The 14,096-nt window shown below is 64.1% G+C and carries 12 protein-coding genes; 9 read left to right on the top strand and 3 right to left on the bottom strand.

Annotation, left to right across the window (positions count from 1 at the left end):
- Positions 1–36 precede the first annotated feature (36 nt).
- Together ACOZJV_RS15280 and ACOZJV_RS15275 are read right to left on the bottom strand one after the other, a co-directional pair.
- Positions 37–1,524: a gamma-aminobutyraldehyde dehydrogenase gene (locus ACOZJV_RS15280; protein WP_421547976.1), complete on the bottom strand. Its 1,488-nt coding sequence runs from the start codon at positions 1,522–1,524 to the stop codon at positions 37–39.
- 108 nt (positions 1,525–1,632) lie between these two features.
- The gene (locus ACOZJV_RS15275) at positions 1,633–2,547 is read right to left on the bottom strand and encodes a LysR family transcriptional regulator (RefSeq protein ID WP_078469986.1); all 915 of its coding nucleotides are present in this window, start codon (positions 2,545–2,547) and stop codon (positions 1,633–1,635) included.
- A 175-nt stretch (positions 2,548–2,722) separates the two neighbouring features.
- Between ACOZJV_RS15275 and ACOZJV_RS15270 the strand changes: the two genes are divergently transcribed.
- From ACOZJV_RS15270 to ACOZJV_RS15235, 8 genes are all read left to right on the top strand, one after another.
- On the top strand, positions 2,723–3,445 hold the full coding sequence (locus tag ACOZJV_RS15270; RefSeq protein WP_421547975.1) for a tellurite resistance TerB family protein: 723 nt from the start codon (positions 2,723–2,725) through the stop codon (positions 3,443–3,445).
- 238 nt (positions 3,446–3,683) lie between these two features.
- Positions 3,684–5,306 (top strand): methyl-accepting chemotaxis protein, encoded by a 1,623-nt coding sequence (locus ACOZJV_RS15265; RefSeq protein WP_078469988.1) that lies wholly within the window; start codon positions 3,684–3,686, stop codon positions 5,304–5,306.
- Entirely contained in the window at positions 5,306–5,842 is a 537-nt protein-coding gene (locus tag ACOZJV_RS15260) for a chemotaxis protein CheW (RefSeq protein ID WP_421547974.1), read from the top strand. The genes ACOZJV_RS15265 and ACOZJV_RS15260 overlap by 1 nt, the downstream gene beginning before the upstream one ends.
- Positions 5,839–7,125, top strand: a complete 1,287-nt coding sequence (locus tag ACOZJV_RS15255; protein ID WP_078469990.1) for a CheR family methyltransferase — start codon at positions 5,839–5,841, stop codon at positions 7,123–7,125. Before ACOZJV_RS15260 ends, ACOZJV_RS15255 begins: the two co-directional genes overlap by 4 nt.
- Complete coding sequence (locus ACOZJV_RS15250; RefSeq protein ID WP_078469991.1) at positions 7,122–7,808, top strand: chemotaxis protein CheW; 687 nt, start codon at positions 7,122–7,124, stop codon at positions 7,806–7,808. The genes ACOZJV_RS15255 and ACOZJV_RS15250 overlap by 4 nt, the downstream gene beginning before the upstream one ends.
- On the top strand, positions 7,805–10,129 hold the full coding sequence (locus tag ACOZJV_RS15245; protein ID WP_421547973.1) for a hybrid sensor histidine kinase/response regulator: 2,325 nt from the start codon (positions 7,805–7,807) through the stop codon (positions 10,127–10,129). The genes ACOZJV_RS15250 and ACOZJV_RS15245 overlap by 4 nt, the downstream gene beginning before the upstream one ends.
- On the top strand, positions 10,126–11,136 hold the full coding sequence (locus ACOZJV_RS15240; RefSeq protein WP_201129616.1) for a chemotaxis response regulator protein-glutamate methylesterase: 1,011 nt from the start codon (positions 10,126–10,128) through the stop codon (positions 11,134–11,136). Before ACOZJV_RS15245 ends, ACOZJV_RS15240 begins: the two co-directional genes overlap by 4 nt.
- Positions 11,137–11,184: 48 nt before the next feature.
- Positions 11,185–12,186, top strand: coding sequence for a response regulator (locus ACOZJV_RS15235; protein ID WP_020296663.1), 1,002 nt, complete (start codon positions 11,185–11,187; stop codon positions 12,184–12,186).
- A 6-nt stretch (positions 12,187–12,192) separates the two neighbouring features.
- Here ACOZJV_RS15235 and ACOZJV_RS15230 read toward each other — a convergent pair whose 3' ends face one another.
- Positions 12,193–12,720: a hypothetical protein gene (locus ACOZJV_RS15230; RefSeq protein ID WP_421547972.1), complete on the bottom strand. Its 528-nt coding sequence runs from the start codon at positions 12,718–12,720 to the stop codon at positions 12,193–12,195.
- Between the two features lie 259 nt (positions 12,721–12,979).
- On the opposite strand from ACOZJV_RS15230, the gene prfB reads away from it, so the two are divergent.
- Positions 12,980–14,075, top strand: a protein-coding gene (gene prfB, locus ACOZJV_RS15225) for a peptide chain release factor 2 (RefSeq protein WP_102047897.1) whose coding sequence is annotated in 2 segments (ribosomal slippage) — positions 12,980–13,051 and positions 13,053–14,075 — 1,095 coding nt in all. Because the reading frame shifts where the segments join, the coding sequence is not laid out codon by codon here.
- Positions 14,076–14,096: the final 21 nt, after the last annotated feature.

The raw sequence follows: 14,096 nt of genomic DNA, 5'->3' as shown, positions 1-14,096 counted from the left end.
CATTTGCAGCTTGTAGCTCGCCGCCAGCAACTGCTCCTAAAGGTCGGTGCCATGGCGGGCCATGATGTGCCGTACCACGCTGTAGTCCTGCAGCGAATCACTGGACAGGTCCTTGCCGTAGCCGGAGCGTTTCAGGCCGCCGTGGGGCATTTCGCTGACCAGCATGAAGTGGCTGTTGATCCAGGTGCAGCCGTATTGCAGGCGCGCCGCAACCTGCATCGCCTTGTCCAGACTCTGGCTCCAGACCGAGGACGCCAGGCCGTATTCCGAATCGTTGGCCCAGTCCACCGCCTGGCTCAGTTCGTCGAAGCGGGTCACGGTGACCACCGGGCCGAACACTTCGCGCTGGACGATTTCGTCACTCTGCTTGCAGCCGGCGAGCAGGGTCGGTTGGTAATAGAAGCCAGGGCCTGTGTGCACGGCGGCTCCGGTGACCCGCTCGATATGGGGCTGGCCCAGGGCGCGCTCGACAAAGCTGGCCACGCGGTCGCGCTGGCGGGTGCTGATCAGCGGCCCGATTTCGTTGTCGGTGTCACGCTTGCCGGCAAAGCGCAGGCTGCTGACGGCGGCGCCGAGTTCGGCCACCAGACGGTCATGGATTCCGGCCTGGGCGTAGATACGGCAGGCGGCGGTGCAGTCCTGCCCGGCGTTGTAGTAGCCATAGCTGCGCACGCCGGCGACCACCGCCTGCAAGTCGGCATCGTTGCAGACAATCACCGGCGCCTTGCCGCCCAGTTCCAGGTGGGTGCGCTTGAGGGTCTTGGACGCGGCCTGGAGGATTTTCTGCCCGGTGACGATATCCCCGGTCAGCGACACCATGCGCACTTTCGGGTGGCTGACCAGGTGGCTGCCGACGCCTTCACCGCCGCCACAGATGATGTTGATCACCCCGCGCGGCAGCAGTTGGGCCAGGGTCGGCGCCAGGGCCAGGATCGACAGCGGCGTGTGCTCCGAGGGCTTGAACACCAGGGTATTGCCGGCGGCCAGGGCCGGGGCGATTTTCCAGGCGGCCATCATGATCGGGTAGTTCCACGGCGCAATCGACGCCACCACGCCGATCGGATCGCGGCGCACCATGCTGGTAAAGCCCGGCAGGTATTCGCCGGACAACTGGCCGGTCTGGCAGCGCACCGCACCGGCGAAGAAGCGAAACACATCGACGGTGGCGCTCAGGTCGTCCTGGCGCGCCAGGTGCAATGGCTTGCCGCAGTTCAGGGATTCGAGGCGGGCCAGGTGATCGGCGTGTTTTTCGATAGCGTCGGCGATGGCCAGGAGGATGTTCGAGCGCTGCTGGGGCGTGGTCCGCGACCAGCCGGAGAAGGCGCGGTGCGCGGCCAGAATCGCGCTCTCGACCTGTTCGGTACTGGCTTCGGCAATGTGCGTCAGCACTTCCCCGGTGGCCGGATTGATGATCGGCTCGACAAAGCCCTGGCCGGCCACCAGTTCACCATCGATCAATAACGCGGTCAGTAACGGAGTGTGCACGCCAGCCATTTTGCGGGTTCTCTTTTCTTGCGTAGCCATGGTTGCTCCCGGGTGCCCGGTGTCCGACCACCGCCGCTTCCGGAGTGGGAAGAGACTAGTGGCCGGGCAGAAGGGCGACAAATACTAAATACAGAATTGAACATTCGATTAAATCGATGGCTTGCGCCCACCGTGGGGCTGCTCGCGGGCCACGGTCAGGAACGGGTCCACCAGTGCCGGACGGGCGGTGCCACGGCGCCAGGCCAGGCCGACGTCGAGGGTCTGGCCGAGGTCCGCGAGGGAGCGTGCCTCGATGATGTCGCCCTCCAGCGACCACGGGCGGTAGGTCATGTCCGGTTGGATCGACACCCCCAGCCCGGCAGCCACCAGGCTGCGCACCGCTTCGGTGGAGGCCGTGCGCAGGGTGATTCGCGGTTGCAGGCCGGCGCCGGTCCACATGCGCTGGGCGTTGTGGTCCATTTCATCGACGTTGAGCTGGATCAGCGGCTCGCCGGCAACGTCTGCCAGGCTGATGCTGTCGCGTTCCAGTAGCGGATGCTGGGCCGGCAGCCAGAGCCGGTGCGGCGAGTGGGTCAGGACCTCGGTCTGCAGCGCGTGACGGTCTTCCAGGTTGGAGATGATCAGCACCCCGACATCGATCTCGCCGCTGACCAGCAGGTGCTCGATGTACGGGCGTTCGTCCTCCATCACGCGGATTTCCACATTGGGGTAGGCACGCTGGAAACGGGTCAGCAGGTCCGCCAGGTAGTAGCCGGCCACCAGACTGGTCACGCCGACGATCAATTGCCCGGCCACCTGGTCGGTGCTCTGTTGCAGGCTGCGCTTGGCGTTGTCGACGGTGGCCAGGATCAGGTGCGCCTGGCGCAGGAACTGGTGGCCCTGGTGGGTTAGGGTCATGCCTTTGGCGTGGCGATTGAACAGGTTGACGCCGATCTCCTGTTCCAACTGCTGGATCGCCAGGGTCAGGGTCGATTGCGAGATGAACACTGCCTGGGCGGCGGCGGAGATCGAGCCGGTTTCGGCCACGGCGATAAAGTGACGGATCTGGCGCAGGGTCATCATGGTGGGGGATACCGGTTGGACGGTTTTATAGATTTTTCGCAGTGTATATCTTTTTAATCGATGGGCCGCTGCGTCCAGGCAACATCCCGAAGCACTCTCGAGCACAGCGCACGGGCACTTCCCACTAGGCTGGTGGCCTTATTTAGCCACTGAACCGAAGTTTCCGGAGGTCGCAATGAATACCCGTGGATTGCTCGATCAATTGCTCAAGTCCGGCCAGGACCTGCTGCAGAACAAGGCCTCAGGCGCATCGGGCAAGGCCCCGGCCGGCAAGGGCGCGCTGGGCGGCTTGCTCGGTGGCAGTGCCGGCGGTCTGGGCGGCCTGTTGTCCGGTGCCGGCGGCGGTGCATTGGCCGCCGGCGCCATGGGCCTGCTGCTGGGCAATAAAAAAGCCCGCAAGTTCGGCGGCAAGGCGGTGGTCTATGGTGGCCTGGCCGCCCTCGGGGTGATCGCCTACAAGGCCTATGGCAACTGGCAGGCGCAGCAGGGAACCGCTCCCCAGCGCGAACCCCAGACCATTGACCGCCTGCCGGCGCAGCAGGTCGAACAGCATAGCCAGGCGATCCTCAAGGCGCTGGTGGCCGCGGCCAAGGCCGACGGGCATGTCGATGAGCGCGAACGGACCCTGATCGAGGGCGAGTTCACCCGCCTGGATAACGATCAGGAGTTGCAGCACTGGCTGCACGCCGAGCTCAACAAACCGCTGGATCCGGCGGATGTCGCCCGCGTCGCCAGCACCCCGGAAATGGCCGCCGAAATGTACATCGCCAGCGTGATGCTGGTGGATGAAGAGAACTTCATGGAGAAGTCCTACCTGGACGAACTGGCGCGTCAGCTCAAACTCGAGCCGGGGCTCAAGCGCGAACTGGAAAACCAGGTGCGTCTGGCCGCGACCTGAGGCCAGGGGCGGGGAGGTTGCGGCGTGGGCGCGCCGGGGGGGGCGGGGTGGATGGCGGATATGCTGGCTGTATTTGCCGAAACAGCACTGGCTCGCGCTCGGTCATATGGCGGAAAGTAGCCACCCAGAGCCCACGCAGGCTTTAGCGCCGAGTGAGACCTGGTGCGCAAACCGCAGATAAATGATGGCCCGCCCTCGGCTATACTGCCCCCCATTTGAACGGCCCCGAGGACTGACTGTGAAGAACTGGACGTTGCGCCAACGCATTTTGGCGAGCTTTGCGGTGATTATCGCCATCATGCTGTTGATGGTCGTGGTCTCGTACTCCCGTCTGTTGAAAATCGAGGCCGGTGAAGAGCGCATGCGCACCGACGCCATCCCCGGGGTCTATTACAGTTCGATGATTCGCAGCGCCTGGGTCGACAGCTACCTGCTGACCCAGCAGATCCTCGGGTTCAAGCAAGGGCAGGGGATCAGCCCCGAAAACGCCGCGGACTTCAAATCCTTCGAACAACGCCTGCAGCAACACATGGCCAGCTACAGGGCCACCATCAACGGCCGTGAAGATCAGGTCGAGTTCGACGCCTTCGAAACCCAGCATCAGGAATTCAACCGGATCCAGGCGGTGGTTCTCGACCTGCACCAGCAAAACAAGGATGCCGAGGCCAATCGCACTTTCAACGAACAACTGACTCCAGCCTGGATCGCCGGGCGCATGCGTCTCAACGATGTGATCAGCGAGAACAAGTCGGTGGCCGATGCCGCCACCACGGCGATCGATGATGCCGTGGCCGCGGCCAAAGTGAGCATGGGCCTGTCGCTGTTGATTGCGGTGCTGGCCGCCGGGTTGTGCGGGCTGCTGTTGATGCGCGCGATCATGGCGCCGATGAACCGCATCGTGAAGATTCTCGACGTGATGCGTACGGGTGACCTCAGTGGGCGCCTCAACCTCGACCGCAAGGACGAATTCGGCGCAGTGGAAACCGGCTTCAACGACATGATGACCGAGCTCACGGCCCTGGTGTCCCAGGCCCAGCGCTCTTCGGTGCAGGTCACGACCTCGGTGACCGAGATTGCCGCCACTTCCAAGCAGCAACAGGCCACCGCCACCGAGACCGCGGCCACGACCACGGAGATTGGTGCCACTTCCCGGGAAATCGCCGCCACATCCAAGGACCTGGTCCGCACCATGACCGAAGTGTCGACCGCCGCCGACCAGGCGTCGGTATTGGCGGGCTCCGGCCAGCAAGGCCTGGCGAGGATGGAAGACACCATGCACTCGGTGATGGGCGCGGCCGACCTGGTCAACGCCAAGCTGGCGATCCTCAATGAGAAGGCCGGCAACATCAACCAGGTGGTGGTGACCATCGTCAAGGTCGCCGACCAGACCAACCTGTTGTCGCTCAACGCTGCGATCGAGGCCGAAAAAGCCGGTGAGTACGGACGCGGGTTTGCCGTGGTGGCGACCGAAGTCCGGCGCCTGGCGGACCAGACCGCCGTGGCCACCTATGACATCGAACAGATGGTGCGCGAGATCCAGTCGGCGGTGTCGGCCGGGGTGATGGGCATGGACAAGTTCTCCGAGGAGGTGCGCCGCGGCATGTCCGAGGTGCAGCAGGTGGGTGAGCAACTGTCGCAGATCATTCATCAGGTCCAGGCGCTGGCGCCACGGGTGCTGATGGTCAACGAAGGCATGCAGGCCCAGGCCACCGGCGCCGAGCAGATCAACCACGCGCTGGTGCAACTGGGCGATGCCAGCAGCCAGACCGTTGAATCCCTGCGCCAGGCCAGCTTCGCCATCGACGAGTTGAGCCAGGTGGCCGTGGGGCTGCGTAGCGGCGTCTCGCGTTTCAAAGTCTGATGAGCGATCTCGCGGCCAGGCGGGGCTCACAGGCGCCGCCGAAGAAGGTGTTGTTTCTGGTGTTTCGCATCGGCAACCAACGTTATGCCCTGCAGGCCACCGAGGTGGTCGAAGTCCTGCCGCGCCTGTTGCTCAAGCCCATCGCCCAGGCCCCGGCCTGGGTTGCTGGGATCTTTGCCTATCGGGGCGTGGTGGTGCCGGTCATCGACCTCAGCGCCCTGACGTTTGGCCAGCCGGCACAGGCACGGACCAGCACCCGCCTGGTGCTGGTGCACTATCGCGCCAGCCCCGGGCAGGCCGGCCAGTTGCTGGGCTTGATCCTGGAGCAGGCCAGCGACACCTTGCGCTGCGACCCGGCGCAGTTCCAGCCCTATGGCCTGGATAACCGGCAGAGCCCGTACCTGGGCCCGGTGCGTGAAGACGAGCACGGCCTGCTGCAATGGGTGCGGGTCGACGACCTGCTCGATACCCAGGTGCGTGGGCTGCTGTTTCCGTCTCCGCCGCTGGATCCGGCGCTGCTCGAGGAACTGCCGTGAGCCGCGACCAGCGTTTTTTCGATTTTCTCAAGGAGCGCATCGGCCTCGACGTGGCGTCGGTGGGCGAGGCCATCATCGAGCGCGCGGTGCGCCAACGCATGACCGCGCAACAGGCCCGGGATGCCGAGGAGTACTGGAACACCCTGCGCGGCAGCAAGGATGAGCAGCAGGCACTGATCGAGGCGGTGATCGTCCCGGAGACCTGGTTCTTTCGCTATCCGGAGTCTTTCGCAACCCTGGCCAAACTGGCCCAGGCGCGCCTGGCCGAGATTCGCGGCATGCGCGCCCTGCGCCTGCTCAGCCTGCCGTGCTCCACCGGTGAAGAACCCTATTCCATTGCCATGGCCCTGTTGGATGCCGGCATCGCACCGCACCAGTTCAAGGTCGATGGCCTGGACGTTAGCCCGCTGTCGGTGGAGCGGGCCAAGGCGGCGGTGTATGGCAAGAATTCCTTTCGCGGCCAGCAGAGCGGGTTTCGCGAGCGCCACTTCAGTGTCGAGGACGAGCGTTATCGGCTGGATGAGCGGGTTCGCGAGCAGGTGCGCCTGCAAGTCGGCAATTTGCTCGACCCCCACCTGCTGGCCAATGAGCCGCCCTATGACTTTGTGTTCTGCCGCAATCTGCTGATCTATTTCGACCAGCCGACCCAGCAGCAGGTGTTCGAGGTGCTGAAGCGGCTGACCCATGTCGACGGCGTGCTGTTTATCGGCCCGGCCGAAGGCAGCCTGTTGGGCCGCCTGGGCATGCGCTCGATCGGTATCGCGCAGTCTTTTGCCTTCAGTCGCCATGTCGAGCCGGCACCGTTGCCGGTTCCTGCCCCGGTCCTGGCGCCACCGGTGTTGCCCCTGGCGCCGCGCCAGCCACTGCGCAGTGTGCCGCCGCCGGCACCACGTGCTCGGCCTTTCAGTTCCATGCCGGCGCCTGCGCGGCCGGCTCCGGCAGCGCCGCCCAGCGACGCCAACGCCTTGTTGGCGAAGATTGCCGCGCTGGCCAATGAAGGCAAGAGCGCCGAAGCCCGTGCCGCCTGCGAGCTGTATCTGCGCAGCCATGAGCCGGTCGCCCAAGTGTTTTACTGGCTGGGCCTGCTCAGTGATGTGGCCGGCAGTACCCTGCAAGCCCAGGGTTTTTATCGCAAGGCCCTGTACCTGCAGCCGCAGCATCCCGAGGCGCTGGCGCACCTGGCCGCCTTGCTGGCGTCCCAGGGCGATACCGCGGGTGCCCGTCGATTGCAGGAGCGTGCCGCCCGCAGCGTACGCACCGTTGACCGTGAGCCTGAACGATGAGCAGCTCCTATTCGTTGAACGTGACCCATGAAGATGCCCAGCAGATCGATGACTGCTGGAATCGCATCGGCATCCATGGCGACAAATCCTGTCCGCTGCTGGTCGAGCATATCCATTGCCGCAACTGTTCGGTGTACTCGGCGGCGGCCACCCGCTTGCTCGATCGATATTCGTTGCAGCAACAGGACCGCGTGCAATCCATGGCGCTGGAGGTCGACAGCGACATCGTCACCCGTTCGCTGTTGATGTTCCGCCTGGGCGAGGAATGGCTGGGCCTGCCGACCCGTTGCCTGGTCGAGGTGGCGCCGTTGCAGACCATTCACTCGTTGCCTCACCAGCGCTCGCGCGCCCTGCTGGGCGTGGCCAATGTACGCGGCGCGCTGGTGGCCTGCCTGTCCCTGGTCGAACTGCTGGGGCTGGACGCCACTGTCGGCGTGGCGTCGGGCGCACGGATCATGCCGCGCATGCTGATCATCGCGGCCCATGGCGGGCCAGTGGTGGTGCCGGTGGATGAGGTGGACGGCATCCACGCCATCGATGAGCGCACCCTCAATGCCGCTTCGGTTTCGGGTTCGCAGGCCAGCGCCCGCTACACCCGTGGCGTGTTGCAGTGGAAGGGGCGCAGTTTGCGCCTGCTGGATGAAGAGCAATTGCTCGCGGCCGTGACCCGGAGCCTTTCATGACCCCCGATCAAATGCGCGACGCATCGCTGCTGGAGTTGTTCAGCCTGGAGGCCGAGGCCCAGACCCAGGTGCTCAGCGCCGGGCTGCTGGCCCTGGAGCGCAACCCGACCCAGGCCGACCAGTTGGAAGCCTGCATGCGCGCGGCGCACTCCCTCAAGGGCGCGGCGCGGATTGTCGGCGTCGATGCCGGCGTCAGCGTCGCCCACGTCATGGAAGATTGCCTGGTCAGTGCCCAGGAAGGGCGCCTGTACCTGCTGCCTGAACATATTGATGCCTTGCTCCAGGGCACTGACTTCCTGATGCGCATCGCCACCCCGGGCAGTGCCAATGTCGGGCCCCAGGATATCGAGGCCTATGTCGAGCTGATGGCGCGCCTGCTGGCGCCGGCAACGCCTGGCGCGAGCCCGGTCCCGCCGCCCGTGGCGCCCCCGCCGATGGCCGAGTTGCAGTTGCAGTTGCAGGCGCCGAGCAGCGAGCCCGCTGCCGAGCCCAACCCCGAGACGCTGCTGCCCGAGGCTCCTGCGGAGTCCGTGGCGGCCCCGGTGCGCAAGGGCTCGCGCCTGACCGAAGGCGGCGAGCGAGTATTGCGGGTCACCGCCGAACGCCTCAATAGCCTGCTCGACCTGTCGAGCAAGTCGCTGGTGGAAACCCAGCGCCTGAAACCTTATCTGGCCAATCTGCAGCGCCTCAAGCGCGTGCAGAACAACAGCCTGCGCGCCCTCGAAAGTCTCAATGTGCACCTCAAGGAGCACGCCCTGAGCCTGGAGGCCCAGGAAGCGCTGGAGGATGCCCGCCGGCTGTTGGCCGAATCGCAACAGTTGCTCGCGGAAAAGACCGCCGAGCTCGACGAGTTCGGCTGGCAGGCCAGCCAGCGCGCCCAGGTGCTCTACGACACCGCGCTGGCCTGTCGCATGCGCCCGTTCGCCGATGTGCTGGCAGGCCAGGTGCGGATGGTCCGCGACTTGGGCCGCAGCCTCGGCAAGCAGGTGCGCCTGGAGATTGAAGGTGAAAAGACCCAGGTCGACCGCGATGTGCTGGAAAAACTCGAAGCACCCCTGACCCACTTGCTGCGCAATGCCGTCGATCATGGCATCGAGCCGCCGGACCATCGTCTGCTGGCCGGCAAGCCGGCCGAAGGCCTGATCCGCCTGCGGGCCTCGCACCAGGCCGGCCTGCTGGTATTGGAGCTGACTGACGACGGTCACGGCGTGGACCTGGACCGGCTGCGGCAGAACATCATCGAGCGCCAATTGTCTCCGGCGGAAACCGCCGCCCAGCTCAGCGAAGAAGAGCTGCTGACCTTTCTGTTCCTGCCCGGCTTCAGCCTGCGTGACAAAGTTACCGAGGTCTCGGGACGGGGCGTGGGGCTGGATGCGGTGCAGCACATGGTTCGCCAGCTGCGCGGCGCGGTGGTGCTGGAGCAGACCGCCGGCGAAGGCAGTCGCTTCCACCTTGAAGTGCCGCTGACCCTGTCGGTGGTGCGCAGTCTGGTGGTGGAGGTCGGCGGCGAGGCCTATGCGTTCCCGCTGGCCCATATCGAACGCATGTGCGACCTCGCGCCCGAGGACATTGTGCAGGTCGAGGGGCGCCAGCATTTCTGGCATGAAGGCCGCCACGTCGGCCTGGTGGCCGCCAGCCAGTTGTTGCAGCGCCCCGCGGCGCAAGGCAGCCAGCAGACCCTGAAAGTGGTGGTGATTCGCGAGCGCGACGCGGTGTATGGCGTGGCGGTAGAGCGTTTTATCGGCGAGCGGACCCTGGTGGTGCTGCCGCTGGATGATCGGTTGGGCAAGATCCAGGATATTTCCGCCGGTGCTCTGCTCGACGATGGTTCGGTGGTGCTGATCGTCGATGTCGAAGACATGCTGCGTTCGGTGGACAAACTGCTCAATACCGGGCGTCTGGAACGGATTGCCCGGCATGACCGGCCCCAGGCCGAGGCCGCGCGCAAGCGCATTCTGGTGGTCGACGATTCGCTGACGGTGCGTGAATTGCAGCGCAAGCTGCTGCTCAATCGCGGTTATGACGTGGCGGTCGCGGTCGATGGCATGGATGGCTGGAACGCCTTGCGTTCCGAAGACTTCGACCTGCTGATCACCGACATCGATATGCCCCGCATGGACGGTATTGAATTGGTCACACTTTTACGTCGCGACAACCGTTTGCAGTCGCTACCGGTGATGGTGGTTTCCTACAAGGATCGGGAAGAGGACCGCCGTCGTGGACTGGACGCCGGAGCCGACTATTATCTAGCCAAAGCCAGTTTCCACGACGACGCCCTGCTCGACGCGGTGGTGGAGTTGATTGGAGGAGCGCGGGCATGAAAATCGCTATTGTCAACGACATGCCCATGGCCGTGGAGGCCTTGCGCAGAGCCCTGGCTTTCGATCCGAGCCATGAGTTGGTGTGGGTTGCCACCAACGGCGCGGAGGCGGTCAAGTACTGCGCCGAGCTGACCCCGGACCTGATTCTCATGGACCTGATCATGCCGGTCATGGACGGCGTGGAGGCGACCCGGCGGATCATGGCCGAATCTCCCTGCGCCATTGTGATTGTCACCGTCGACCGCCAGCAGAACGTGCACCGGGTGTTCGAGGCCATGGGCTATGGCGCCCTGGACGTGGTCGACACCCCGGCCCTGGGCGCCGGCAATGCCCAGGAGGCGGCCGCGCCACTGTTGCGCAAGATCCTCAATATCGGCTGGCTGATCGGCCAGCGTGGCAGCCGCGTGCGTTCGGCGCCGGCGCCCTTGCGCAGCAGCGCGCCGCGCCAGAGCCTGGTGGCCATCGGCTCCTCCGCAGGCGGTCCGGCGGCCCTGGAGGTCCTGCTCAAGGGCTTGCCCCAGGACTTTCGCGCCGCCATTGTGCTGGTCCAGCACGTTGACCAGGTGTTTGCCGCGGGCATGGCCGAATGGCTCAGCAGCGCTTCCGGGCTCAAGGTTCGCCTGGCCCGGGAAGGCGAGCCGCCGCAAAGCGGCACGGTGCTGCTGGCGGGCACCAATCACCATATCCGTCTGTTGAAGAACGGCACCCTGGCGTACACCGCCGAGCCGGTGAACGAAATCTATCGACCCTCGATCGATGTGTTTTTCGAGAGCGTCGCCACCTACTGGAATGGCGATGCGGTTGGCGTGCTGCTGACCGGCATGGGGCGCGACGGTGCCCAGGGCCTCAAACTCATGCGTGATCAAGGCTATATGACCATCGCGCAGGACCAGAACAGCAGCGCGGTGTATGGCATGCCCAAGGCGGCCGCTGCCATCGACGCCGCCGTAGAGATTCGCCCACTGGACAAGATCGCTCCACGTTTGCTGGAGATATTTGCCAAATGACTGACACACGCAGCTGTCCTGGCCAGGTAGCAATTCAGGTGACAACCCATGAATGATTTACAGCTCGACGAATTCAAGACCGATGAAAATGCCGCCATGGTGTTGTTGGTCGATGACCAGGCAATGATCGGTGAAGCTGTCCGGCGTGGGTTGGCCAATGAAGAAAACATTGATTTCCACTTCTGTGCCGATCCGCACCAGGCCATCGCCCAGGCGATCCGTATCAAGCCGACGGTGATTCTGCAGGACCTGGTGATGCCCGGCCTCGACGGCCTGACCCTGGTGCGTGAGTACCGCAATCACCCGGCGACCCAGAACATTCCGATCATTGTGCTTTCGACCAAGGAAGACCCGCTGATCAAGAGTGCGGCCTTCGCTGCCGGGGCCAATGATTACCTGGTCAAGCTGCCGGACAACATCGAGCTGGTGGCGCGTATTCGCTACCACTCTCGGTCCTACATGACCCTGTTGCAGCGTGACGCGGCCTACCGGGCCCTGCGCGTCAGCCAGCAGCAACTGCTGGACACCAACCTGGTGCTGCAGCGGCTGATGAATTCCGATGGCCTGACCGGGCTGTCCAACCGCCGCCACTTCGACGAATACATGGAGCTGGAGTGGCGCCGGGCCATGCGCGATCAGACCCAGCTGTCGCTGCTGATGATCGATGTCGACTACTTCAAGTCTTACAACGACAACTTCGGCCACCTGGAGGGCGACGAGGCCCTGCGCAAAGTGGCCACGGCCATCCGCGAGGCCAGCAGCCGTCCTTCGGACCTGCCGGCGCGCTATGGCGGTGAGGAGTTCGCCCTGGTGCTGCCCAACACCTCGCCGGGCGGGGCGCGCCTGGTGGCTGAAAAGCTGCGCCAGACCGTTGCCATGCTGAAAATCCCCCATCTGGCGCCGACCGAAGGTTCGAGCCTGACCATCAGCATCGGCCTGTCGACCATGACCCCGCAGCCCAACAGCCACTGCCGGCAGTTGATTTCGGCGGCGGACAAGGGCCTGTACCTGGCCAAGCACAATGGGCGCAATCAGGTCGGGATCGAGTAGGCGTTTTCAGCGTGCCGCCTGTGGGACGGCCTCGTTGGCGACAACCTGCGCGGGTGTCGCTTCGACCAGGGTCTCCCGGAGCAGGTAATAGCTGACGGCCGAGGTCTGCGGGCAGGTGAGTGTGACCGCCTCAATGCGGTACAGGGTGTGGGTGTTGAGGGTGTTGTCGATAAACCAGTTGTTCAACAGGTTGCTGCCGGCAATCGTGTAGTCGCCAAAGCGATAGTCGAAGTGGAAGTTCCGGTGGGCATACACCGGGTGTGCGCTGAAGCTGGCTTGCAGCCATTGGGTTTGCTCGCCGACCTCATCGACCATCGCTCGCAGGCGGTAGCAGACCCACCACCACAGAAAGATCAGCCAAACCAACCCCAGCACGCAGGCCAGCTCCGGCGAGACAATCAGCCAGACCGCCATCAACGGCATACAGACCAGTGCACTGAGCAGCGCCGAGATGAACGCCTGGCCACCCCTGAGGTTTCGGCGCTCCCGGCGCTTGATGTGTTCGATCTCGGCGTGGCTGAGTCGTCTGCCCATGGTGCCTGCTGCTTCCTTGTCATTTCGCCCGGGGATTGTATAGCGCGGGCCGGTCCCGGGGTACCGTGGTTGTCCGCGGCTACGAGGGGGGGCGGGGCGATACGCGGGATCAAATTGCCCGTACAGCAGGTTTTTGCAGGCCTTATCGGCAAAATTAGATGGCTGATTCGCCGCTAAACCCGCTAAGCGGGCTGCCGTGAATCGGCGATTCCGTTATACTCGCCGGCTTTCAAAAGTTCGCCAACGAGTGCTGCCCGCCATGGAAATCAACCCGATCCTTAACACCATCAAGGACCTGTCCGAGCGCTCCGAAACTATTCGGGGGTATCTTTGACTACGATCAAAAGCATGAGCGTCTGACCGAGGTCAATCGCGAGCTTGAAGATCCGAGCGTCTGGAACAAACCTGAATACGCCCAGGAACTGGGCCGCGAGCGCGCTGCGCTGGCACAGATCGTCGAAACCCTCGACGAACTGAACACCGGTCTGGGCGATTGCCGCGACCTGCTGGACATGGCCGTCGAAGAAGATGACGAGAGCGCAGTGGGCGATGTCGTCGCCGAGCTGGCCCGTCTCGAGGAAAACCTCGCCAAGCTTGAATTCCGCCGCATGTTCAGCCACGAAATGGACCCGAACAACGCTTACCTGGACATCCAGGCCGGTTCCGGCGGCACCGAGGCCCAGGACTGGGCCAACATTCTGCTGCGCATGTACCTGCGCTGGGCCGACAAACGCGGTTTCGACGCGACCATCATGGAGCTGTCGGCCGGTGAAGTGGCCGGTATCAAAGGCGCGACCGTACACATCAAGGGTGAATACGCCTTTGGCTGGTTGCGGACCGAGATCGGCGTGCACCGTCTGGTGCGCAAGAGCCCATTCGACTCCGGCAACCGTCGCCACACCTCGTTCTCCGCGGTGTTCGTCTCGCCAGAGATCGACGACAAGGTGGAAATCGAGATCAACCCGGCCGACCTGCGGATCGACACCTACCGTTCCTCCGGTGCCGGTGGTCAGCACGTAAACACCACCGACTCGGCCGTACGTATTACCCACGTACCGACCAACACCGTGGTCAGCTGCCAGAACGAACGATCCCAGCACGCGAACAAGGACACCGCCATGAAAATGCTGCGGGCCAAGTTGTACGAGCAGGAAATGCAGAAACGCAACGCCGCTTCCCAGGCGCTGGAAGACACCAAGTCGGATATCGGCTGGGGTCACCAGATCCGTTCGTATGTGCTCGATGCATCGCGGATCAAGGATCTGCGCACTAACATCGAACGCAGCGACTGCGACAAGGTGCTCGACGGCGATATCGACGAATACCTGGAAGCCAGCCTGAAATCGGGGCTGTAAACCGTCAGCCTAGACCTTAAG

Origin of the sequence: Pseudomonas sp. QD4 (assembly GCF_049199125.1) — a bacterium.
In the GTDB taxonomy this organism is placed as follows: Bacteria; Pseudomonadota; Gammaproteobacteria; order Pseudomonadales; family Pseudomonadaceae; genus Aquipseudomonas.
Note: the sequence above shows the minus strand (reverse complement) of the source record. Positions and strands in the feature narration are given on the sequence as shown.